This is a genomic window from Streptococcus mitis, assembly GCF_000722755.1.
GTDB classification, from domain to species: domain Bacteria; phylum Bacillota; class Bacilli; order Lactobacillales; family Streptococcaceae; genus Streptococcus; species Streptococcus mitis_CM.
The window spans coordinates 80,697-104,220 of the sequence record NZ_JPFY01000012.1; the positions used below are offsets into that span (position 1 = coordinate 80,697).

At 39.6% G+C, this 23,524-nt stretch carries 19 protein-coding genes, 1 tRNA gene and 1 pseudogene; all 21 read right to left on the bottom strand.

What is annotated here, in order from left to right; translation table 11 throughout:
* Position 1: 1 nt before the first annotated feature.
* The gene (locus tag SK578_RS02725; protein ID WP_042750367.1) at positions 2–367 is read right to left on the bottom strand and encodes a TIGR04197 family type VII secretion effector; all 366 of its coding nucleotides are present in this window, start codon (positions 365–367) and stop codon (positions 2–4) included.
* An 81-nt stretch (positions 368–448) separates the two neighbouring features.
* Entirely contained in the window at positions 449–4,870 is a 4,422-nt protein-coding gene (gene essC / locus SK578_RS02730; protein WP_042750369.1) for a type VII secretion protein EssC, read from the bottom strand.
* A 21-nt stretch (positions 4,871–4,891) separates the two neighbouring features.
* A complete protein-coding gene (gene essB, locus SK578_RS02735; RefSeq protein ID WP_042750371.1) occupies positions 4,892–6,169 on the bottom strand; it encodes a type VII secretion protein EssB in 1,278 nt (425 codons plus the stop codon).
* Positions 6,170–6,409, bottom strand: a complete 240-nt coding sequence (locus SK578_RS02740; RefSeq protein WP_042750373.1) for an EsaB/YukD family protein — start codon at positions 6,407–6,409, stop codon at positions 6,170–6,172.
* A 65-nt stretch (positions 6,410–6,474) separates the two neighbouring features.
* Positions 6,475–6,939 carry a type VII secretion protein EssA gene (gene essA / locus SK578_RS02745; RefSeq protein WP_020902059.1) on the bottom strand — a complete coding sequence of 155 codons (465 nt, stop codon included), beginning with the start codon at positions 6,937–6,939 and terminating at the stop codon, positions 6,475–6,477.
* A 3-nt stretch (positions 6,940–6,942) separates the two neighbouring features.
* Positions 6,943–9,981 (bottom strand): type VII secretion protein EsaA, encoded by a 3,039-nt coding sequence (gene esaA / locus SK578_RS02750; RefSeq protein WP_042750502.1) that lies wholly within the window; start codon positions 9,979–9,981, stop codon positions 6,943–6,945.
* A gap of 69 nt (positions 9,982–10,050) precedes the next feature.
* Positions 10,051–10,338, bottom strand: a complete 288-nt coding sequence (locus tag SK578_RS02755) for a WXG100 family type VII secretion target (RefSeq protein WP_020902061.1) — start codon at positions 10,336–10,338, stop codon at positions 10,051–10,053.
* Between the two features lie 129 nt (positions 10,339–10,467).
* The gene (locus SK578_RS02760) at positions 10,468–10,776 is read right to left on the bottom strand and encodes a hypothetical protein (protein WP_042750377.1); all 309 of its coding nucleotides are present in this window, start codon (positions 10,774–10,776) and stop codon (positions 10,468–10,470) included.
* A 13-nt stretch (positions 10,777–10,789) separates the two neighbouring features.
* Positions 10,790–11,104, bottom strand: coding sequence for a hypothetical protein (locus tag SK578_RS02765; protein WP_042750379.1), 315 nt, complete (start codon positions 11,102–11,104; stop codon positions 10,790–10,792).
* Positions 11,085–12,806: a cutinase family protein gene (locus tag SK578_RS02770; protein WP_042750381.1), complete on the bottom strand. Its 1,722-nt coding sequence runs from the start codon at positions 12,804–12,806 to the stop codon at positions 11,085–11,087. Before SK578_RS02770 ends, SK578_RS02765 begins: the two co-directional genes overlap by 20 nt.
* Positions 12,799–13,200, bottom strand: coding sequence for a hypothetical protein (locus tag SK578_RS02775; RefSeq protein ID WP_042750383.1), 402 nt, complete (start codon positions 13,198–13,200; stop codon positions 12,799–12,801). The genes SK578_RS02770 and SK578_RS02775 overlap by 8 nt, the downstream gene beginning before the upstream one ends.
* Before the next feature lie 90 nt (positions 13,201–13,290).
* Positions 13,291–14,100: pseudogene (locus SK578_RS02780) on the bottom strand (alpha/beta hydrolase family protein); the annotation flags it as partial.
* Complete coding sequence (locus tag SK578_RS02785) at positions 14,090–14,512, bottom strand: hypothetical protein (RefSeq protein WP_042750384.1); 423 nt, start codon at positions 14,510–14,512, stop codon at positions 14,090–14,092. The pseudogene SK578_RS02780 and the gene SK578_RS02785, both read right to left, overlap by 11 nt.
* Before the next feature lie 389 nt (positions 14,513–14,901).
* Positions 14,902–14,974, bottom strand: a tRNA-Thr gene (locus SK578_RS02790).
* A gap of 100 nt (positions 14,975–15,074) precedes the next feature.
* Complete coding sequence (locus SK578_RS02795) at positions 15,075–15,860, bottom strand: ABC transporter permease (protein ID WP_042750385.1); 786 nt, start codon at positions 15,858–15,860, stop codon at positions 15,075–15,077.
* 1 nt (position 15,861) lies between these two features.
* Positions 15,862–16,680, bottom strand: coding sequence for an ABC transporter permease (locus SK578_RS02800; RefSeq protein WP_042750387.1), 819 nt, complete (start codon positions 16,678–16,680; stop codon positions 15,862–15,864).
* 1 nt (position 16,681) lies between these two features.
* Positions 16,682–17,674, bottom strand: a complete 993-nt coding sequence (locus SK578_RS02805) for an ABC transporter ATP-binding protein (RefSeq protein WP_042750389.1) — start codon at positions 17,672–17,674, stop codon at positions 16,682–16,684.
* 296 nt (positions 17,675–17,970) lie between these two features.
* Positions 17,971–20,193, bottom strand: coding sequence for an N-acetylmuramoyl-L-alanine amidase family protein (locus tag SK578_RS02810; protein ID WP_042750391.1), 2,223 nt, complete (start codon positions 20,191–20,193; stop codon positions 17,971–17,973).
* A 235-nt stretch (positions 20,194–20,428) separates the two neighbouring features.
* Positions 20,429–21,310 carry a class II fructose-bisphosphate aldolase gene (locus tag SK578_RS02815; protein WP_001019001.1) on the bottom strand — a complete coding sequence of 294 codons (882 nt, stop codon included), beginning with the start codon at positions 21,308–21,310 and terminating at the stop codon, positions 20,429–20,431.
* A gap of 140 nt (positions 21,311–21,450) precedes the next feature.
* Positions 21,451–22,779, bottom strand: coding sequence for a sensor histidine kinase VncS (gene vncS / locus SK578_RS02820; RefSeq protein ID WP_042750393.1), 1,329 nt, complete (start codon positions 22,777–22,779; stop codon positions 21,451–21,453).
* Complete coding sequence (vncR, locus tag SK578_RS02825; protein ID WP_042750395.1) at positions 22,776–23,432, bottom strand: response regulator transcription factor VncR; 657 nt, start codon at positions 23,430–23,432, stop codon at positions 22,776–22,778. The genes vncS and vncR overlap by 4 nt, the downstream gene beginning before the upstream one ends.
* Positions 23,433–23,524 lie beyond the last annotated feature (92 nt).

The window sequence follows — 23,524 nt, forward strand, 5'->3', positions numbered from 1 at the left end:
CTCACTCCTTAAACAAATTATTTTGAGGAACAAATGACGGATTTGTGTATGGAGAAGATAGACCAGTTGTCCCCTTATTTTGACTCGACGATAAATTATTCTGCCACATTGTACTTATATTCTCATCTACTACTTCGAATTCATTTGCGACACCATGAATTAATTTTACGAATTCACTTATTTTCGATTGAATATTTTGAGCAATAGATGCCTCATTGATGATCAATTTTCTTCCTACCGTATTAGCGGTATAATAGCTTGTCTTATCTCTAGTAACTGTACCGGCAGTTGTAATGCTATTGCTTGCTGATACAATTCCAGTTGCAATAGTACTTGCCGTGCCTTTTTCACTTTTTACTTGTCCCATATTCAATAACCTTTTCAATTATCCTTTCTACTATCAAATCGTCAAGAGACAGGGTTGAATCTTAAGTATCAAATAATATTGTTACTTATTCTTACTAATTTTGAGTTTGATGATTTCTTTCCGAGAATGTAAATAAACCTGATCGGGATCCGGAGCCACATCTCTGCTATATATTCCTTTATCTAAGAAGGTTTGATCCATTAGGCGCATACCAAAGATGACCCATTGGACATTTGTTTTGAGGTATCTTGGAATTGGGTCAACGCTTGTTCCAATATAAGTATAATCTGTACCAATAATAAACCTCATCCCTACTCGATACCCCTTCTCAAACATAAATTGAAGCTGTTGAACATTTAAATCGCTTTCGGATACAAGTGCTCTCATATTTGGTATAAAAACAATCCACTCAGATGAGATTCCTTTTTCAAGACGGCGCTCTATTTCGTAGATTAGCTGATTTCCTATGTCCGATACTTCCTTTTTACTTCCAACATAGGTTTTCACCTGATTACTATATGACTCATATTCTTGGAAAGCATCAATCAACATCATATGAACGTTAGGCATTTTAAGAATAGTTCTTAATAAATGATGAGTTATATTATCAAAAGCATCTTCTGCATTTGATACATAAGCCATGTGTTTAAATTTGCTAAGAGAGATATTGACACTTCCAACCATTTCTAGCTCCAAACCGATAGGAATCTGACCATTCTCAATAGCTTCTTGTACACTAGGCAATTCCAAAAATTCTTCCACCATCAACTCCTCCGGTACCATCGGGATAGCACTTGGGCGCTGTCCTGTCCAGGCTTCTTGGAGGGAAGCCACTTCCTGACGAAGGTTATTGAGGACTTGGTTTTCGTTGTCTCCAGAGACTGGGAGTGCCAGCTGGATGACATCCACATCTTCACGCTTCATGAGAGCCCGTCCCTTGATGTCTTCCATGGTCATGGCAAGGGGCGTAGAGCCCACAATCGTCCGCACTTCACTAGCTTCATTTTGTGGTAGGCTCAACTGGTGCTTGAAGTTGGAGTAGAGTTGAGCACGAAGGTTGGACTGGCGACCCGCTGTCATCAAGAGATGTACCCCAATGCTGAGACCTTCACGAGAGATGCGCACCAAGAGCTTGAAGAGTTCTGCCTCATAGGCTTCTTCCTTGAAAGCTTCATAACTATCTAAGAGGATGACAATAGCCGGTTCTTCCTGACCACTAGCCTGACGATAGAGTTCCAAGGTCCCGACTCCATAGTCCGCAAGCAGTTTCTTACGGCGGTTGAGTTCTTTCTCCATGATTCGTACAAACTTAGAGATCTTCTCCGTTTGGTCCAGAGGCATGATATCCGCTACCTGAGGAAGCTTGGACAATGGAGCCAAACCATTGGTCCCAAAGTCCATCAAGTACATGGTAAGGTCCTTAGGACTGAACTTACGAGCCAAGTCCATACCTGCTGACTGAAGGAAGGTTGTCTTCCCAGTACCCGGACTTCCATAGAGAAGGACATGTCCGTCCTTGGAGAGATTGATAGAGACGGCTTCCTGCTTCTGATCCTGTGGGATATCTGCCATTCCAAGTAGAATTGAGAGTGATTTCTCTTGTGCCCAGGCTATTGCTGGTTGCACTTCTTCCAGCTCCTCTAGCGCAATGCGCTCCTTAAGTGGTGGCAACCATGGCTGTGGTACTGGAGGGATCTCTTGTTCTTCACATAGGAGATGGATATTGTGCACAATAGCATCTAGCTCTGTCGGAACTTCCTTGATTTCGTCCGCATCCTCTAAGCCCGATAAGTCCTCGTTTAGGATTTCATATTGCCCCAATTCATTGATCAGGTAGATGGTATGGTCTTCAATTCCCATATCATCCTTTTCTGGCTGGTAATCTGCGCCTGACCAGGCTGACTGGAAGAGTTCATAGACTTCATTATTTCCGACTTGCAGATAGGCGCGTCCCGTCTGAGTGATCTCGGCCGCATCCGGTGTATGAAGCATTTCATTGGAGTCCGAACGATCTGCTACCTTAAGGGCAATCTTAAAGCGAGAGTTGGACCAGATCTGGTCATCCACCACACCTGACGGCTTTTGAGTAGCTAGGATCAAGTGAACCCCGAGGGAACGCCCGACACGCGCAATAGATACCAACTTCTTGATAAAGTCGGGCTGGTTAACCTTGAGCTCTGCGAACTCATCTGAGATGATGAAGAGATGAGGGAGAGGTTCTGTCGCTTCTCCGTTTTTAAATTTCTTCTGGTATTGGTTGATATGGTTGACTTCGAACTCTCCAAAGAGTCGTTCACGACGATGGATCTCCGCATTGATCGAAGCCAAAGCCCGCATGGATTGGACACCATCCAAGTTGGTAATGGTTCCCAAGAGGTGGGGGAGGTTTTTAAAGAGATTGGCCATCCCACCACCCTTGTAGTCAATCAGCAAGAAAGCCACATCATGTGGGTGGAAGTTGACAGCGAGGGATAGGATGTAGGATTGGATCGTTTCTGACTTCCCTGATCCAGTCGTCCCTGCGATCAAACCATGAGGTCCATGAGCTTTTTCATGTAGATTGAGCTGAACCAGGTCATCCTGACCACGCAGACCAATCGGCACAGCCAAACTCTTGTAGGGTGCGTTCTTTTTCCAACGGCTCGATACCTGCAAGTCCTCAAAGGTCTCCGCACCATACATTTCCATAAAGGTCACGGAATCTGGAATCGAACTCTTAAGGTTTTGGAGGTGATTGAGTGGTGCCAAGGTACGGGCAATCCGCTCCTTATCATAATCTGCTGGGAAATGATCCAAGCGGAAGTCCGTCTCTTTCAAGACCCCTTCTTCCATGACCAGTTGGCCCGTATTTCGGTCCTTGATATTGATCACTGTCTGGATATTCTCAGACAAGGAACTCATAACATCCTCTACAAAGATGAGAGAACAGCCTAATTCCGTTGGATCTTCGGTAAAGAATTCCATGATAATATGGTCCAAAATCAGCTTCTCATCGGTTACTAGAACCACGTAATGAGGATGGAAGAGGGTGCTCTCCTTGTGGGATGCTTCTTCCTTTTGACTACGACGTAATTTCAAGATTTGGTTCAAACTATTGAGAACCTGGTCTCGTGTCCGTTGATTGTAGACAAAACCGCGAACATTGAGTTCTTGCAGTTTGGCATGAGGGAGCCAACGCATCCAAGACCATTGTTCTTTTTCCTCTTCTGGCAAGATCGTAATAAACTGCACATCATGATAAGAATGAAAAGTCGCTAACTGCATCACCAAAAGCTGCAGTTGTTCTAGGACGAGATTTCTAGGTCCAATATAACCAACCGGTCCATGGCTAAGGTTTGCCGGAATCGGCATATCTGGAATTTTTTTGTGACGACTATAGAGAGCGTAACCCTCTTCTTCCAGAGCATCCTTCTTACCACTTCGCTCCTGTTGACCATATTTCAAGTCATAGCTAGTCGGTATTTTCCCGAGTCCCAAACGATAGTATAAGAAGTCAAAATGTAAGGGAGTTTTTTCGTAAATCCGGTGATTGTAACTCTCAACCAAGTCCGTCAACTCTAAAATAGTTGGAAAATGATAGTGCATCCCTTCTTTTTGTTCCCGCTCCAGACGAGTCAATTCCTTTACCTTATCTTTCAGGTAAAGACGATAAAGATCGATCCGTTCCTTCTTATCAGCCTTGTACTTTTTACGATTTTTGATAAAACCACGGATAGAAAAAATCATTGTGGTTATGGACATCCCTACTGTCGCAAGAATATAGATCCCTCGAGGTTGAACCAAGGTGATCAAGACGGTTACCCCGACCATCGTAAGAGGAGGAACGATTAGCTTTAACAGTTCATCACTCGGCTTAGCTGGTTCTTGACCTGGAGGGTTAATCAAGATTTTATCTTCACTTCCACGATAAATGATTCGTGGAGAGCGGTGATAATCTGGATAATCTTCATAAAAACCATATCGAGAGGGTTCTCTCAGCGTTAGTTGTCTCCCAACTTGAGCTGGTCCCAAAACCCATACTTCGTCTGGAAAGAGCTTTATTGTCACCGCTCCTAAACTCAACTCATCTCCAAAACCAATCAATTGCTGGTCCATTTGTTCCAGATGATTGTTTCGATAAAATGCGCCTTTTAATCGAGTTAGCATCCATTGATTCTGAGATTTTTGGAGTAAGAGTTCGACATCTTCATCTAGTGTGATCAACGCACCTTTATGAGAACCAATCTGAAACTCTGATAAATCCAAAAGATCATAAACCCTTGGACCCCCTTCTCGGAGATAAAAGACAACCTCACCCAAACGTAGACCATCTTTCAATAATCCTGCTTCGTTCTCATACTGATAAAAGATCTTGTCACCGTCAAGCTTGAGCTGAATCTGACTCTCCTGTTGAGAAAGGTAGACTTGGGCCTTTTCAGTAGCCCCAACCAAGACCGGCTTATCTGCGCTCAGTTCTACTTCATAACGCAGACCTTGGCTGTAGAAAATGATTTGTTTTTTCATAGTTTCTCTCCTTGGTCTACTTTAATTGCTAGAGGAGCTGCTAGGGCTAGTTTTCTTCTCAGATGAAGGTTTGCTTTCAGAAGGCTTGTCTTGTGAACTAGGACTAGAACTAGTAGATGCATTAGAGCTAGAATCACTTGTTAATAGCTGACTTCGGCTATCCCAGTATTTCTTATATTCACTCTCCAAAGTATTCAGTTTACTTTCACGATCTTTCCCTGACAACTTACCATCTTCCCGAACCTGCTTGATTTCCTGAGTCAAAGCATAGAGAATCAAATCACTGTCGTTAATCCGTTTGGCAATATCAAGTGCCTCTTCAAAGCTATTTCGCCCAACTTGAATCCAATAAGTCAAATAAAGCTCATCAGACTTGAGGGTTACATTATTCAGGATGACCTTCTTTTGTTCAGAAGAAAATTCCAATCCCTGAATATAAGAGAAGGCTAACTCATACTTCTGCGTATTAGGCAAGCTAGCAGGAGCAATTCCCTCTAATTCTGTAATAACCGCGCTATAATCTACTTTAATAAAAGCTGTATCCGCCTGCAACATCTTTTCTTTGAAAGGATTTTGCATGAAAATCAAGTAGATAAGCGGAACGATCAACAAAACAACACTCGCTGTCAACCAAATCGTTGCCAATTTAAACACTCGGTGTCGTCTGCTTGGAACCAATACCAAATCCGCCTGTTCTTTCGCAGATTTCTCTACATAATACCGTTCCAAAATAGTAACTGCTGTTGCAATATCATCTGCCTGACACAGGTCATTTAAAAAGTCTGGCAAGGTCTCTAATTCCAAGGAACCATTGTAAAGGTCCATAAAGTCAAAATCACTAAATAGTGTTACGGTAAAACACTTAGCCTGACGTAGAAAATCTTCTGAGGATATTGATTGAGGAACCATCAGACCAGGAATTCCACGATAAGCAATCTTAGCCTGAGCATCTTTGGTAATAAAGAGATTTACTGGATGCAAAAGGAAGGTCACTGGCAACTCCAAGGCTCCTTCTAGACGAAAAACGTTTAGGGCCAAACGAATTCTCTCCGAAATGGTACGACTCTTTATTTCTTCATAAGTCAAACCATGAGCTTCGACTTGATAGAAGAAGGTTACACTGTCCTCATCAGAGACCATCGATTGCTCCAAAAAGAACGGATGATGCAAATCCAACAGTAACAGTTCCCGTAAATCTTGACTCGCTACATCTGAACGCTTAAGGCTCAATTTCCAAGTTGTTTCATTTTTTTCATATACAAACGGCTGTTCGCCAAATATAAATTTTTCCTCAGTCACCTAAATCTCCTCTATCTCTACTAAATCTCCTGTCGTAATTGGATAATCAGATAGTTGTTTTCCTTCATCAATCAATAATCCTTTGTTGACAATTCTAATTTGATATTTTTTTCTCTGTTTACCTGGAGTAAAAATCGTATCCACTTCTCGGATTAACCGTCGAACTTCAATCCGACTAGGAATGCGAATATCCACATCTTTTTCTCTCAAGCGTAGAGTAATATTGATATGTTGCTCCACTGTTTATATACCTCCTGTATATGATTTTGTTCTTACTAAGTTGTTAAGACGGACTTGCTAAAACATTATTCTATCCCTTCGGCCATAAGGCGATAACTCATCACAGCTGTAGCTACGAAAAGTAATAAAAACAATGATATATAGGCTAACTCCGGAAGAAAATCACTCAAACCATCTTTTTCTAACTGACCAATATTTGTTTGAAATTTAGATGTTATTTTTGAATTTGGCTGAAACAACTGCTCTGCAGGATTTTTTTTAACTGGTCCCTGTATAGCAGAAAACAGTTGGCCCCTTTCTGTGATCAACTGTTCCTCTTGATGCTGCTGCATGTCTTGCAACTTCTTTTGGGTCGCTTCGTTAAAAAGCTCCTTTGTTTCTTCAGATTGTAGACCAAAGTTAAGTCCCTCTTTTTTCTCAAGTCGAGAATCATCAATCTGTAAACGATTATCCTTCAAATCATCTGCAGCAGCCATTGAGACTGCTGCACATGCTACTAAGGTAAGAAGTAAAAGAATTATTTTTTTCATTTCCTATTCTTTCTCAGTTTGAAATACTTGAGGCCAAAAGCTTCTTTCTTTGATAAAAATATTCATAACAAGTAATCCAGCTACGACAATCATCATTGCAATAAATGCTAAAATATTTGCCGGTTGTCCATCAAAATATCCTGAAAGGAAAGCTTCTAATATTGATAAAGCATTAAGATTTTTGATGAAGGCTGGGAAACCTGTTAGACTGGCCGTCGTCCCAATTGCATTTGATAGATAGACAAAGCTAATCATCATAAAGAAGGCAAGACCCATTCCAATTACTCGGAAATGTTTAAGTAATAAATACTGCCCTTGAATCAGTACCAAAGCAGCTAAAACAATTAGCAATACCCATGACGGTTGATATTCACGACCAACGTGAAGTTGAGCACTCGATACAATACCAACGACTAGACCAACTATTATAGCTAAAATAGATAGTAGGCCAACTGTCATAATATCTGTATCATGCAACTTGTCAAGCTTAAATTTATCTTTGACCTTACGAACAATATTTTGCGTTGCAAATAAATAGCCTGTAAAGAGACTAACAATTTCAAGTAAGAGAATCCATGTAAATGGACGATAAACGTTGACAGTCGCTTTTACCGAGGTAGAATTTTGCGCAACAGGGTTTGATAAGAAGTTAAGCAATACTTCGTTTGGTACCCCATTGTCATAGGCGTTATTCAGAACTTTCACAAAGGACTCTACAAAGTTACCATTCTTAGACAATTCTTCGTTAAACTGCGTCATCAAGGAGTCAGCATCTTGAGACAACTTTTCAGTATTTGTTTGAGCATTTGACAATTCACGATTGAAATTACCTAAAGTCTCCTTTACAGACTCTGCAGCTTTGACATTGCTTTGAGAAGACTCCTTCACAGCAGAAGAGTTAGTGAAGAGATTTTTATAATCTTCATCGAGTGATTTTAAATCCCTATCTATATCTTGAAAAACGGTACCCTCTTTCGCTTGTTTCTCAAATTCGCCAAACTTTTTGAATAGGTCTAATTGTTCATTAATTTTATCATTCAAATCCTTGTTAGTCTCTAAAACTTCCTTAACATTTTTTTCTAGGATAGGCTTCAAATCAGTCAGTTTAGCTAAGGCTTTATCTACCTTATCCTTAGCACCATCTTTATCTGTATCGCTAGCAGGTTTAGTTAGGCTTTCTTCGTATTTCTTAAGATTTGAACTAATAGCTTCGAACCAAATATCTGACAATGCTTTAGACACATCACTATTTTTTAACCCTCTGACGGTATCGTATGCTTTTTTTAGTGATTCTACCTTTTGATAGGCAGAGGCTATTTTCTGAACCTTTTGTCCGTAAGTCACTGCTGCTTGCTGAACGGCTGAGACATCTATGGGAGCACTGACTGCTTGAACATCATTCAAGGAAATATCAATAGTCTCTGGCTCCGCTTTTGGAGTTGGGCTTGAACCCCCAGTTGAACCTGTAGTCGGAGTTGGAGTCGGAGTTGGAGCTGGAGCTGGAGCTGCCTCTGCAAGACTATATGCTACTTTGAAAGTCCCACCAGTCTTCAAATCAATTTCTTGGCCAAACTCAACTGGTGTGCCATCATAAGTGACCGAATGAACCGTCACTCCTGTTCCAGCCTTCCATGATACCTTAGCCTTTGTTCCTGTTCGTCCAACAGCACTTGTACTAGTAATCGCCTTATTTTCCAGATTCTTCAAGTCCGCCAAAGAAATCTCGTCGCTAGGCTCTTTAATCGTTTTTAAATCTGTATAGTTTACAGAAGGAATTGTGATTGGTGTTATACCAAAACCACTAAATTCTTTTCCACTAAAATCTTCTTTTGGTAATTCTGAGATTGCAGAAACCAGCTGCTCTTTGAGATATTCTTCAGCCTTCTCTAGGTCCTTGTTTGCAGCTTTATCCAAAAATCGACCGAGAGTGATTGTCTTCTCACTTGTTCCATAGTAAGAAGCTAGTTTCTCATCAATGAAGTCACGAATACCTTTTTTATGATTCTCAAACTTCGTTCTTTCATTTGTTAGATTGGTCTGTAAACTAACAATCTCTTCGCTGATGTCTTTTGCGACTGTTTTATAGGAAGATCCAACTTCAGGCTGCATTACATCAGAGGAGGTTACTTGACCTTCTATCTTGGAATTTAGAATCTTTTGGGTTTCCATTAATTCTTGTTTATAAGAATCAACCTGTTCCTTTACCTCATCCCTACTCTTAGATATAAGCTTTTCTATGACGTCCGCATAATTCTGCTTTGCTTGTTCCTTATTGTTAGACAATTCTCTGAAAGTGTTGTTATATTTAACCTGCGACTCATCAAAGCGATTAAAGGATTGTAAGTAGCTTTCCAAACCTGTCTTTAAGACACCGTTTGCATCAACTGAAGAACTAGACATACTGTAAAGAGTCGGGAAAATATTTTTAGAGTTAATTGCTGTTCCATATAAGTTTGTACGGTAGTTTCCGATATTAGTTGCTTGTATCTGTGAACTAGCTTGCACATTTTTTTGCGCCGTATAAAGATTGCTCAAAATACTCGCCATATACATGTCGACCAACTGACCATTCAAATCAGCAACAATGTCTTTCGCTAGTTTATTTGCATCATTTTCCACTTGCAAATTTCCTTGCGCATTCACCTTATAATTAATGGTTGTCTTATCAACATTGATACTGTTAATATCAAGTATTTTTTCAGAAAAGTCACTAGGAATTGTTAAAACGAGTTGGTATTTCCCACTTTCTAATCCGGTATCTGCTGCTCCACGAGGAACAACGGACCAGTTTTGTGAATTATCCCGCTCGATGTTTTTTACATAACTAGCCCCCAAATTATACTCTTTTGTATCCACATAGACAGGCTTATCTTCATTTACAATAGCCACATTTAATTTGGTCTGCTGATTTACTTTCGCGTTATTCTCATTGTTAATTGTCGTATTCTTTTGAACAGAAAGATTCAAAAGAACCATCATCAAGAGCAACAATAGGGCTAGCAAACTACTCCCTACATATTTATATATTCTATCCTTCTTCATTTGCCTTTTAATCATCTCCATTAAAAAAAATAGGAAGGCTCTCGCCCTCCTAAAGCCACTTATAACAAATTAATGAATTTGTGATGCAAGTTCTTGGTCGTTTTGCTCAACGATTTCAGCAACTTTATATAATTGCGCATTGATTGCATCAAGTAAAGCTGCAAACTCTTCAATTTTTGGAGATAATTCTGTAAACTGTTGATCAAAGCTCTGAAAAGCAGCACCTTTCCAGTTCTCTCTAATAATCTCTTGTTCGTTACTCAATGTGCGAAGCACTTCTCTTACTTCTTCAGCACCATTAGTATATTTTTGAGCAGAAGTACGTAGTTCCTCTGTTGTTAATTGAATTAAAGCCATATTAAACTCCTTTAAGTTATTTTATAAGTTTATTATATCAATAAATGTCACAAATTACAAGTGCTTACACCATTTTTTACTAATAAATTATCAAAAAAATTCTCTTGTATTAGATTAAGGGTCTATTCGTTAAAAATCCTTTTCCTCTAACTTTCGATAAAAGCTTTTATTCTCTTGGTGTCGAGCTTCCAGTACATTCTCTATACGATTCTTATAAAGTTGATGATAGCTATCTAAATTGTTCTCTATCTCAAAGATATATGGTTGAATTTCAGCAAAACTACTATCTCTACATGCATAGGAAAGCGCCTCTAGGAGATGATCCGTCTCCCTACTAAACTTGTGGAAATCATCATCCAAATCCATCTCCAAACGTTCTAAGTCTCGTAATTTACGATGATGCTCATCCTCTAGTTTCTGAAGTCCCTTTTTATCCATGACCAGTTTTCTCCTAGCTTTTGATCGGACTCTGTAAAGTAGGTGTTTGCAAGGTCTGTGTCAAGTAAGTTTCTGCAGCATCTGCAGCCTTTCCCTCAAATCCACCCTTAATATTGTTCACATAGGTCTTAGAAGCGTACTCTTGCATATCTGTGGCTGCTTCCTGCAACTTTTTAGCTAACTCAGCTCCTTTAGCAAGGATTGACAACTCTTTTGCAGTTACCAAGGCCCTGACTGCTTGGCGTTCTTGTTCCCTCATTCTTTCTTTGAAGGCTCTGTCGAGTTGCTCTCTTGTAATTAAAGTATCTTCATCCGTTAGGACTAACATTTTTCCCCCTCCATGTTTGTTTTACATCCGCCAATAGATTATTAAAATCTTTAGCGCTTTCCGTATCTATAGTTTCAAAGGAGCCACTAGCTTTAACCAGGCTTTCCCCTAGTTGCTCGATTTGTGTCAGGAAGGATTTGGCTGCTGTCTCCGTGTCACTAGCAAGACCTTCATCCCAAAAACTTGTCATATCAAAACCAGAAAGTAGATTCGTAACTTCTGAACTTGACAAGTATCCAACCATGTCAAACGCTGTCTGTCTTGTTTCTTTTATCAAGCTTTGAATCTCTTCCTTAGCATCTGAAAGTAAAGTTTTCACAGAATTAACTTTATCTTCCATATCAAAATTTGCCAATTGGGCTGCTGTCTGAAGTAGCTGAGCTCGAACCAAGATTCTTTGATTTCCTGAAAGATTGCCGCTTCTCAGTTGTTCCTGATAACGAGGAATAGCTTCACGATCCCACTTTATAGATTCCTGACGAGCTTCTTCGACGATCTTACTATATTCAGTTGTAAAATTCTCGTAAACGCCATAACCAATAGCTGCCTTTATTTTAAACTCACCTCTCATAATGGAATTTAAAACATTGGTTGCTACATTTTCATCAACTCCTAAAGCCCTGAGAGAATCTAAAGATGTCGCAATCAGTCGAGACAGCTTTTCACCTGCCCTGAGCAATTCTGGGTGAAAATCCTCAGACGCGGTCAACAAATTTCCTTTTCCATCCGATTGGAAAACACCAAAGTCATGAGAGCTTTCCGCATCAGTAATCTGAGTATAATGCAAGGGGACGAGGACATTGACTTTACCGACGGGTTTCTTAAGGGTTTCATCGGAGTCCCCAGGTAATTTGGCAATGGTGTGTTCTCGATTAAGCATCCCCACGATATCAAAAGGATTGACATAGTATTCGATCTTTTCGCTAATCTTTTTGATTTTCTCATCGCTGAGGCCCATTTCCTTTAAGCTCTTTGTCGTATCTGGACCGTCAAAGAGAACCACTTTGCCGATTTTCTCCAGTTCCTCATCGCTGAGGCCAGCTACTCCTTGCGCAGAGACTATGGTCCCTAGGGAGTGACCCGTGATATCCATCGTAGCATTTGGAGCCTTTTCGCGCATCTCCGCGATTTTAGCTTTCATTCCTGCCGTCGCTAACTTGGCTTGCGGGATATGGATGTGGTTGAGGGCAAACTTCGCATCGTTGTCGACCCAGTCGTTCAAATTTTCATAACTGATGGCATCACTTCCGCGGATAGCCATATAAGTTTTCGTAGTATCATTAGTCAAGGTTGGCGTGTCCGTTAAGTAGTAGGCATTGAAACCAGCTTTCTCATCCGTTAAAAGCCCTTTTTGATAGAGCTTGATAGGAGGCTCTTCTTGGTGAACACCTCCGCCAGGATCGCCAACTTGGAGTTTTATCGTATCTTCCACAGTATGTAAATCAGGATCCGGCTGCAGGTAGACTTTCCCATCATGAGGAAGTTTTTTGCCTCCTTTAGTGATTTCCATTATCTTTCTATCGATATTATAGGTTTTAATATCCTTGGAAAAATCGAAGTAAATAGAATCGCCAGAATCTAAGGCATTTCTTTCATCTTTTCTTAATTTTTCATAAGGAAATAGAATAGGCCTTCCTCTATAGGTTGCCTGAGCCAAATCTGCATAAAAATTATCAAAGGTTTTTAAATTGCTATTACTCAAATGGTTTCCCTCCAATGCCTAGGCCATTAACTAATGTCATCGAAGCTAAATCAACTTTTCCATCGTCTACAATTATCATTACATGCCAGCCAGAATTATCAATGTTATTAAACGTTCCATAAACATCAATAATATCTCCTCCTCCTTGAGGTGTACCATTTCCTACCTTATCCCATTGCGTCTGTCTCCAATCAATATGAACAGATTCAATCTTTGGATTTTGAGATTTTACAAACTCCTTAATCTCCTCTTCATGCTCCTTCAGATAAGCCAACTGCTTGGCTCGCGGACTAAGAAATACTCCTCCGAATAGATTTGTTTCTTGTGCCATCCATGCGCCTCCTCCAAATACTACAAGGGCTAAAACTAGCCAAAGCAAGGTACGTTTTTTCATGATTATCCTCCTATATAGCGGAATCTAAGTATATTATATCATGAATGTAAAAAAATACTTATAATAAGTATAGTTTTTTATTATAGATTACCCAGGTAATTTGGCAATGGTGTGCTCACGATTGAGCATGCCCACGATATCAAAAGGATTGACATAATACTCGATCTTTTCGCTAATCTTTTTGATTTTCTCATCGCTGAGGCCCATTTTCTTTAAGCTCTTTGTCGTGTCTGGACCATCAAAGAGAACGACTTTGCCGATTTTCTCAAGTTCTTCATCGCTGAGACCCGCCACCCCTTGGACAGAGACAATAGTTCCAAGGGAGTGACCTGTGATGTCCATCGTAGCAAGCGGAGCTTTTTCAAGCATCTCAGCGATTTTAGCTTTCATTCCTACTGTCGCTAACTTGGCTTGCGGTATATGGATGTGGTTAAGAGCAAACTTCGCATCATTGTCAACCCAGTCGTTCCAATTTTCTTTACTGATGGCATCACTTCCACGAATAGCCATATAGGTTTTCTTGGTATCATTAGTCAAGGTTGGCGTATCCGTTAAGTAGTAGGCACTGAAACCAGCTTCATCATCCGTTAACAATCCTTTTTGATAACGCTTGTGATGAGTATCCTGCCTCATCCCATTCGTATCAGGAACTGGTACCGATGTGACTTTATAAGTATCTCTTAGATCAGGATCTGGTTGCAAGTAGACTTTACCGTCATGAGGAAGTTTTTTACCTCCGGGAGTGATTTCACCATCGTCATCTATATCTTGTGAATAATCTATTAAAGTCCAGTTTAAAGCATTATTATAGCGTGATAAAGTATTTGGCCTCCCTCTATAAGCCGACTGTGCTAAATCCGCATAAAAGTTGCTATAGTCTTTTAAATTACTATCCGTCATACTTGTCCCAACCTCCATTTTTTAACACTCTAGGGGGATTGTACATGCCAATCCGTTCTATTGAAGGTACATCATTTTTAGTTTTTAATCGAAAATCTATTGTAAAGTCAGAATCCTTTATATAATTAAAAGAACCCTTCACTGATAGATTATAACCTCCACCTTGTGGAGTTCCATTCCCTATCTGTTCAACAGTTAAACTATTCCAATCCATCTGAACAGATTCAATCTTTGAATTTTTAGACTTTACAAATTTTACAATCTCTTCTTCATGCTCCTTCAAATAAGCCAACTGCTTAGACCGTGGACTAAGAAAGACTCCTCCAAATAGATTTGTTTCTTGTGCCATCCATGCGGCTCCTCCAAAAATTACAAGGGCTAAAACTAACCAAAGCAAAGTACGTTTTTTCATGAATATTCTCCTATAACATGTGAATATAGCCATATTATATCATGAATGTAAAAAATTTTTTATCATGAACCGCCTCTCAAAGCTTAACCAAAAATCTAACGCTCTCAATATCTGTACTTTATCAGTATTTTATTTGAAAAAAATTTTCTATAAAATTCCTTTTACACTATCTTTCCAATAATTCCTATAATAGGAATCAAAGAAAAACCTACAAGATCTGATTCTAAGGTGCTATCCCATCTTTTTCATTCATTTAGACTAACTGCAATTGAATTACATCTTATTGCTTCTTTTTTCATCTAGTTTAACACTCTAGAATTAGCTTCAAGGCATGTTCCTAACATATAAAAAAGCCCTGTCCCAAGACAAGGCTTTGAGCTTCTTCACTTTGCCGATTGCAGGGATTGAACCTGTGACCTAGGCTTTACGAGTGCCTTGCTCTACCAACTGAGCTAAATCGGCGATTACACATAAAGTATAGCACTCTGAGAATAGGTGTCAAGAAATTTTCATCTCTATTAAAAAAAGCCTGTCCTGAGACAAGGCTTTGATATTTTATTATTTACGAACCCGCACTTTCGTAGGCATCCAAGCCCCTATCCCAAAGTTTAAGGGAAATGACAAAGAAAAGAAGGGAAATCAACATCAAACCCCCGATGTTAAAGATTACATCCTTGTCCTGCAAGAAATAGCTAGCTGGATAATAGGCTGTAAAAGCGAAAGGCACGATAAAGCTAATCAACCAACGAAGAAGAGAATTGTAAATCGAAATTGGATACTTGGCAAAGTCATTAAACATATAAAAAATGTAAATCATAGCGCCTGACTGCTTGGTCCAAAAAGCGATACTGGCTGTCGCGATTTTCAAGGAAGTATAAATCAAGGTCGCAAATGGTATGCAGACTAGGAAAAGCAGGAATTTTGGAAGAGTCCAGGCAATGCTAGATACCGTTGTCGCTAGTAGGATCCCACCAACCAAGAGTTCGCCCAAAGCATCAATCTGAAAGGTCTCAACTAGAATATGAAAGAGAGGGTTGATAGGACGAGTCAGGTATTTGTCAAACTCCCCTTTTCGCACCAAGCGTTGCCCTAACGCCCAGAGATTATCAAAAAAGAGATGGTCCAAACCCTTGGGAATCAAGGAAAAACCATAGATAAAGGCTATTTCTTGAAAAGTCCAGCCTTCTAGGGATGGGATGTGTTGAAAGATGACATTGAGAAACAAGAGATTCAAGCCTTGAGTCAGAAATACTCCCAGTACACCAACTACAAAATCCACCTTGTATTCCATGATTTGTTTGATGTATTGTCTGATAAAAATCAGATGCATGCGTTGATATTTTTTCATACTAACCTCCCTGAATGGTAATGAATGACTGGACTCGTTTCCAAATCAACTGAGACAAGCCCACCATCACTAAGAGCCAGAAGAACTGCAAAAGGAGTGCTTGAAGCATCTGACTGGCATCGTATTTCCCAACGATAATCATGACTGGAGTGTAAATCAAGGATGAAAAAGGCAGGAAGGACAGAATATCTGAAACAACCTTTGGAAAGAAAGCCAAGGGAATCAAACTTCCAGACATAAAAGCCACTATGGAAGTCTTGAGTAGATTAGAACCCCATAGATTTTTAAACACAAAGGCAGAAAATCCAAAGCAGATATTAAAGAAAAAGTTAATCAGATAGGCCAGCGTTAAGCTAAAAAGATAAAGGACAGTTAATCCCAGCACTTCTACAATCTCTTGCCCAGATAAGATTTTCATCAAAACAATGACACTTAAAAATGGAAGGCCAACGCTGATAAAAATCAACCACTTAGACCCAAGCTCGGTAAAAAGATAAGAGGCTGCAAAATGCACTGGTCTCAACAAGCGCATGATAATGGAACCATCCTTGACCTCCTCCCCAATCATAAAGGAGCTATCCGACCTGGTCAGAAGATTGGTCACAAAACTCATAATGATGTAGAGAGTGATATCTACCATACTGAAGCCCTGAATCAAGGACTCCTGCGAGGAATCAAAGACAGCCTTCCAGAGATAAAAGGCCACAAAAGCCCCCATGACATCGCCAATCCGATAGAGAATAAAGTTGACTCGGTAAGTAATCAACTCCTGAACCCCTGCATTGATAAAAGGTTTATAACGTCTCCACAATTTGATCATCCTAGAGCTCCTTTCGGTAGAAGCGACGGATAATATCCTCAATATCCGTATCCACCATCTTCAAATCGCGGATCTCAAAATCAGATAGGGTCTGCTTGATAATGTCAGCTGACTGGTAGCGAGAACTATCGAATTCAATGTTGAGACTATTTCCTTGTCTATCAATTGTCATATCCGAAAAGCCTTCATAGTGAGAAAGGAAATGACTTTGACCTGGTAGCAGTTCAAAAGAAAGAGTCTTCATCTTTCCAAAGGTTTCCTTGAGCTGGCTAACCGTTCCATCAAAAATCTCTTGGCCCTTATCAATCATAAAAATCCGATCACAAAGTTGCTCAATGTCGCTCAGGTCATGAGTGGTCAGGAGAATGGTAGTTTCTTCCTCCTGATTGATCTGAGTAATAGCTCGACGAATGTTATCCTTGACCGAAACGTCCAAACCAATGGTCGGTTCATCTAAAAAGAGAACTTTAGGATTGTGAAGCAAGGAAGCTGCAATATCCGCACGCATCCGTTGCCCAAGTGAAAGAGTTCGCACAGGATCCTTGATAAAGTCCTTCAAATCCAAGACTTCATTCAAAAAGTCCATACGCTTATGAAAGAGCGAGTCTGGCACATCGTAAATCTCCTTCAAGACCGTGTAGGTCTCTTGCAGCGCCAAATCCCACCATAGCTGGGTTCGTTGTCCAAAAACTACGCCAATATCTTTGACATAATCTTGACGATTGTTCTGAGGAATCTTGCCGTTAATCCGACAATAACCAGATGTAGGTTTTAAAATCCCTGTCAGCATTTTAATGGTTGTCGACTTCCCAGCACCATTAGCCCCGATGAAGCCTAAAATCTGCCCCTTTGGTACCTCAAAAGTCAAATCCTTGACCGCTTCAAAGGTCTGTTTTTCAGGATGAATAAAGGAGCGTAATGCCCCCTTCAATCCCGGTTCCTTAACTGTCTTCACAAAATTTTTCTGAAGATGTTCCACTTCTATCATTGCCATATCTATCTCCCTATCGCAAGGAATAGCAACATTGTATTTTTGACTACAAATATTCTAAATCCTTAGTTTCTATACCTTCTACATTTTATTACTACAAAAGGCTTTATACCAAACTATTATAATCCAATAAAAAATAGAATGCAAGCGTTTGCCTAAAGTTTATGAAATTGAAAATTTTTCTCTTAAAATAATACTTTTAATCAAAAATTCTGGTTTAATTGTTCCCTTAAAACACCAAAAAACCCACCCTCATGGGCAGGCTGGTATTAAAAATGATTTCATCTCAAATATTCAATTTAATCAACACATTCCCCATTTTCATTAACTCTATACCCGTCTATGGTAGTATTAACTGCGAGTTCTCCTGAAGAATATGAATAATACCATGTTTCGCCAACTTGGTACCAACCTGTTACCATTGATCCGTCTTCATTTAAATAATACCATTTCCCTGAATCTTGAATCCAACCTGTCGCCATAGCGCCATTATCTTTCAAGTAATACCAGACATCATTATATTGAAACCAACCTGTTACCAGAGCTCCATCTTCACTTAGATAGTACCAATGTTCATTATCTTGAATCCAACCCCTTGCTAAAGAACCGCTATTATTTAGATAGTACCAAGCACCATCATTTTGTGTCCATCCTGATTCCGATGAGTCTTGAACATCATTTATTACTTGAACTGCCTCAATAATTTCCTTCAATTCAACTCGTTTTCTATCTTTTATGACAGATTTAACTTTTTCCTCAACAAACTCTTTTGCATAAGTTCGACTATTTTCTTTCTGCTGGAACATGTCCTTCAGTAAACTTTCCAATTGTTCATTAAAGACATCTTCTTGAATTTTATTAAATTCTTTCTGAGATAGCGAAATAACCATTACAATATCAATAAACTCTTCTTTTAATTGAGCAAACATTTCCACACGATCATCTTCTATGAATTGATCCGCAATTGCTTTTGCTCCTATTCCTCCTGCAATTCCTCCTATAATCGCACCTGCAAATGCTCCTATTGGTCCAGCAATTGCACCACCAACTGCACCTGCACCAGCTCCTGCCATCATACCGCCCCCAGCAACTGCTGCATTTTTTAATAACTGCTGGGAAGAAATTCTTCCAACAAGAGTTTCAAAAATATCTGGACCCATAATAATAGCGAACGATATCACTGGCGCAGCTCGTCTTGCAACCACTTCAGCTGTAATTTTTTTTCCAAAATAATCATTAATTTGTTTTGTAAATATTTTTGCGAATTGTTGTGACGCAACATAGATACTAGTTCCCATAGCTAGGGTTCGTAATCCTGCTTTACCAGCCATTAGAGCCGCATCTTTGGTTTCTGCACCAGACCATTTAGCCTGAGAAAAGACAATAACAAAGCTTATACCTACACCTGGTAATGAATTAATAGCTCCATCAATTGCATCAAATTTAATAGAGGTCAAATTACCTCCTTTAGCTATCAATTTTGCTTCATTATAGGTAATATGACCTTTTCTGATGATATTTTTTGCCTCAGCTGGATTATTAACTCCTTCAACTTTACCTTGTCTAATTTTTTCTTCAAATAACTCTACTGCTTTATCATATTGATCTTTAGGAACTTCCAATTTCATTCCATTATACTTATACATCCCTCCATCGTTTTTAGATTCAAAAGCTGCATTTACAGTACCTCTAGCATTGTTATAGTACTTAGTTTGAATTTTTTGATTTCCAACCATTCTATCCGCACCATTTTTTGCATTATCTTGACCTGTTTGTCTTACATGGTGGAATGGATATTTAATCTTATCCATTAGATTATTTGCATACTCAGCTGCATGTCCATGCCCTGAAGGAGCACTAATCATTGCATTTATTTGAGCTTTATGCAATCTATCACCTACACTTAATAAAATCCAAGAAACAACTCCTATTTCAGTTCCTCTTCTAAAGGTAGCTGAGTTAATATTTTTTTTACCAATTTTTAATAACTGTGTGTTTAAATTTTCAACTTGTACATCATTTGTATAACCAGAAGTAATCAATTCATTCAATTCTCTAACAACATAGTTCAAACTATTCGAGACATTCAAACGCTTAATAATCCCATATGGATAGTAAAATACTAACTGATCATTGTCATCTACCTCTACTTTCCATAAATTGGAAAATGGAAAAAATTGTACATTACACCTTTCTTGATCCTTGATTTGCATTTTTTCAAAAATTCCATACTGGGTCAAGAGTAAACCATATTCTTTGAAATCTTCTTCCTTTAAACTTCTAACCGGAGAATAGCCAAAATATTCAAATTCAGTATTAGAGAATTCGTTATAAAATTCTTTTTCTGACTCAATAAACCACTTAGCCCGACCATAAGGTACTGACTCACCATAATAATCAAATCCATTCTGTGCAATAGACCTAAAAGCTCGTCTAACACTAGCCTCACTGTGAGTATGAACCTCTTTAATTTTTCTTTTCCATAAAAAATACTGAAAAAAACTTACGATATTATCTTTCATCTCTAACCTAAACTCCAATAATTCTAATATACTAAAACTAGCTAGTAACTTTATCAAGTTTTAAAAATATATAGTACAACACATTAAAAGCCGATTTTTTAAAAACTTGATATTTACCTTTAAGCTAAATTAATTATATCAAAGGCATAATACAAAGTCTATATCATATATTTTATTTTTCCCACACCAAAAAACCCACCCAATGGGTAGGTTTCATCTGTATTATTCAGCTAGATTAAGCTTTACCTTCTGAACCGAATACGTCGATACGTTCTTCAACTGATGCTTGGATAGCTTTTACACCGTCAGCCAAGAATTTACGTGGGTCGAAGAGTTTTTTCTTGTCGTATTCTGCTTCGTTTGCTTCGTAGTCACGAGCAAATTTACGAGTTGCGTTAGCGAATGCAATTTGGCATTCAGTGTTAACGTTAACTTTCGCAACACCAAGTTTGATAGCTGCTTGGATTTGCTCATCAGGAATACCTGATCCACCGTGCAATACGATTGGGAATCCAGGAAGAGCTTCTGTCAATTTTTGCAAGTGGTCAAGGTCAAGACCTTCCCAGTTAGCTGGGTAAGGACCGTGGATGTTACCGATACCAGCTGCCAAGAAGTCGATACCAGTTTCAACCATTGCTTTAGCGTCTTCGATTGGAGCCAATTCACCTTTACCGATGATTCCGTCTTCTTCACCACCGATAGTACCAACTTCAGCTTCTACTGAGATACCTTTAGCGTGTGCTTTTTCAACAACTTCTTTAGCCAATTTAAGGTTTTCTTCAACTGGAAGGTGTGAACCGTCAAACATGATTGAAGTGTAACCAACTTCGATACACTCAAGTGCATCTTCGTAGTGACCGTGGTCAAGGTGGATAGCTACTGGTACAGTGATACCCATTGATTCAACAAGGTTAGCGATCAAGTTGCGAGCAACTTTGTAACCACCCATGTATTTAGCAGCACCCATTGAAGTTTGGATCAAAACTGGAGCTTTTTTAGCTTCTGCTGCGCGCAAGATAGCTTGAGTCCACTCAAGGTTGTTTGTGTTAAATCCACCAACTGCATAACCGTTGTCACGAGCTGCTTGGACAAATTTTTCTGCTGAAACGATTGCCATTTTATCAGGCCTCCTGTATATTTTTATGGGTCATCCCATTTACATTGTTCATTTTATCACTTTTTGATAAAAAAATCTAGTTTTTCCCGCAGTTTCGATTGAATTTCTTCTAGCTTCATCTATGTAAACCCTTTCTATTCCTAGTCTTGGGCGGCTTTTGGAAAAGCTATGAAGAAGGTCAAACGATTCTCCTGCACCTCGAAACGATAGGATAATTTTTCATGTTCTAATAGACTCTTGACCACAAAGAGACCCATCCCAGACCCTTTGGCCTTGCGACTAGCATTATCAGAAAAAGACTGGGCTAGTTTTTCTCGTTCTTCTGGACTGCAGCTATTTTCTATAAAAAGTTCCCCTTCTCTCTCCCCGATGCGGACCAAGCCGCCTGGAACAGAGTGCTTGATAGCATTACTGATGAGGTTAGACAAAATCAACTTCATAACTGATGGGTTTAGATAGGCCTGCTGATGGTTCAAACTATTTTCAATTTGAAGTTCTCTTTCCTTGGCTAGTAAAGCATAATCTTGAACTAAACTTTGCGTTATCTGGTGTAGGTCAATTTGTTCCCTATCATCTCGCAATTCCTGCACAGACGAGAGAGAAAGTATCTGGAGAACGTGGTGATTGAGTTCATCCACAATCCCCAAGGCAACTCCCAGATAGTGATCTCTATCCTTATAACGTCCGACATTTTCTTTCATGTTTTCGATCAGGATTTTCAAACTAGCCAGCGGTGTTTTCAATTCATGGGAAGCACCACGTAGGAACTCAACCTTCATCTTTTCCAGCTGGAGAATAGCTTCATTCTTGTCATGCAAGTCCGTAATGACAGTCAAGAGATGCTGGTAAAGGCTATTGATTTGTTCCTTGAGATCACCAATCTCATCCTTGGAATCCACGCGCAATCGCACTTGGGCATCCAGTTCCATCATCCGTCGGGTCACCCGCTTGATTTCCAATATCGGGGCAACGATAGTCCGAGCATATATGTAAGCCACCAAAAGGGAAATCAGAAAAGATGCCAGCAAGGTATAGGGAAGAAACTGAAGACTAATCTGCTCTGCTTCCTTTTGCAAATCCATGGACGCTAAAAACTGGAGAGTCATGGTACCACCGTCCTGCGTTTTCACCTCACGCTCCTCGATAAAGAGGGAGGTGGTTTGGCGGTCTGTATCCAGAGGAAGACTGTCCTTGACTTCTAACTTGTCCTCGGTCATTTCTCCCTTGACAGCCCCCTTGATATCACTAGTCTGGGAATACAAGTCTAAGACTTGCTCGATACTCTGCCTATCCTTTCCTTCTAGGGACTGGGCAATGGCTGTCGCTTTCTGGCCAATGGTTTCCTGACGATGACTCAGATAAGTCGAAGGAAAAAGAAAATAAATAGCTAAATGAAGACAAATGACCAGAACACTAAAAGTCGAGAAGGTGTAGATGAATATCTTTGTAAATAAACCTGTTCGTTTCATTTTCGCTCCAATTTATAACCAACATTGCGCACAGTGAGGATGCAGTCTAGGTCTAGCTTTTTCCGCAGTTCCTTGATATAAACATCAATGACTCGGTCAAAGGGAACCTCATCTGTCGCTTTCCAGACGGCATCAATAATCTGAGATCGGGTCAAGGCCCTTCCTTCATTTTTAACCAAATAATCAAGAATTTCCAACTCTTTAGCATTAACAGCTACTTCCTCACCTGCTAGGCTGGCACTGTAGCTCTCAAAGTCCACCCTGGTATCCTTATAGGAGAAGATTCGTCCTGTATCGTAGTATCGCTTGAAAATCGCGTCCACCCTTACTTTTAAGAGGGATAGAGAAAAAGGTTTTTCCAGATAGCCATCTGCCAGAGAGGAAAAGGCACTCATCTTGTATTCCTCATCCTGAAAGGCTGTTAACATCAAGACAGGGACTTGGCTGGTTTTGCGAATCTCAGCTAGCACTTCTAAGCCATTGAGTTTGGGCATCTGGATATCCAGTAAAACCAAGGCTACTTCATAGCTGGAAAATTTTTCTAAGGCTTCTTGCCCATCTGCCGCCTCAATGGTTTCATAGCCACAATCCGTCAAATAATCACTGACCCCCTCACGGATCATCTCTTCATCTTCTACAATTAAAATTTTCATAGAAAAAACGTTTCACATTCCTTTAAATTTCTTGTAAATCATCTCAATTTCATCCTGAAAGGAAGAGGCCTTATCAAGATAAAATAGATAAA

Excerpts from the sequence above, each read along its gene's own strand:
- SK578_RS02725 (WP_042750367.1), bottom strand. The coding sequence starts at position 367 with ATGGGACAAGTAAAAAGTGAAAAAGGCACGGCAAGTACTATTGCAACT.
- essC (WP_042750369.1), bottom strand. The coding sequence starts at position 4,870 with ATGAAAAAACAAATCATTTTCTACAGCCAAGGTCTGCGTTATGAAGTA.
- essA (WP_020902059.1), bottom strand. The coding sequence starts at position 6,939 with ATGAAAAAAATAATTCTTTTACTTCTTACCTTAGTAGCATGTGCAGCA.
- esaA (WP_042750502.1), bottom strand. The coding sequence starts at position 9,981 with ATGAAGAAGGATAGAATATATAAATATGTAGGGAGTAGTTTGCTAGCC.
- SK578_RS02755 (WP_020902061.1), bottom strand. The coding sequence starts at position 10,338 with ATGGCTTTAATTCAATTAACAACAGAGGAACTACGTACTTCTGCTCAA.
- SK578_RS02760 (WP_042750377.1), bottom strand. The coding sequence starts at position 10,776 with ATGGATAAAAAGGGACTTCAGAAACTAGAGGATGAGCATCATCGTAAA.
- SK578_RS02765 (WP_042750379.1), bottom strand. The coding sequence starts at position 11,104 with ATGTTAGTCCTAACGGATGAAGATACTTTAATTACAAGAGAGCAACTC.
- SK578_RS02775 (WP_042750383.1), bottom strand. The coding sequence starts at position 13,200 with ATGAAAAAACGTACCTTGCTTTGGCTAGTTTTAGCCCTTGTAGTATTT.
- SK578_RS02785 (WP_042750384.1), bottom strand. The coding sequence starts at position 14,512 with ATGAAAAAACGTACTTTGCTTTGGTTAGTTTTAGCCCTTGTAATTTTT.
- SK578_RS02795 (WP_042750385.1), bottom strand. The coding sequence starts at position 15,860 with ATGAAAAAATATCAACGCATGCATCTGATTTTTATCAGACAATACATC.
- SK578_RS02800 (WP_042750387.1), bottom strand. The coding sequence starts at position 16,680 with ATGATCAAATTGTGGAGACGTTATAAACCTTTTATCAATGCAGGGGTT.
- SK578_RS02805 (WP_042750389.1), bottom strand. The coding sequence starts at position 17,674 with ATGGCAATGATAGAAGTGGAACATCTTCAGAAAAATTTTGTGAAGACA.
- SK578_RS02810 (WP_042750391.1), bottom strand. The coding sequence starts at position 20,193 with ATGAAAGATAATATCGTAAGTTTTTTTCAGTATTTTTTATGGAAAAGA.
- SK578_RS02815 (WP_001019001.1), bottom strand. The coding sequence starts at position 21,310 with ATGGCAATCGTTTCAGCAGAAAAATTTGTCCAAGCAGCTCGTGACAAC.
- vncS (WP_042750393.1), bottom strand. The coding sequence starts at position 22,779 with ATGAAACGAACAGGTTTATTTACAAAGATATTCATCTACACCTTCTCG.
- vncR (WP_042750395.1), bottom strand. The coding sequence starts at position 23,432 with ATGAAAATTTTAATTGTAGAAGATGAAGAGATGATCCGTGAGGGGGTC.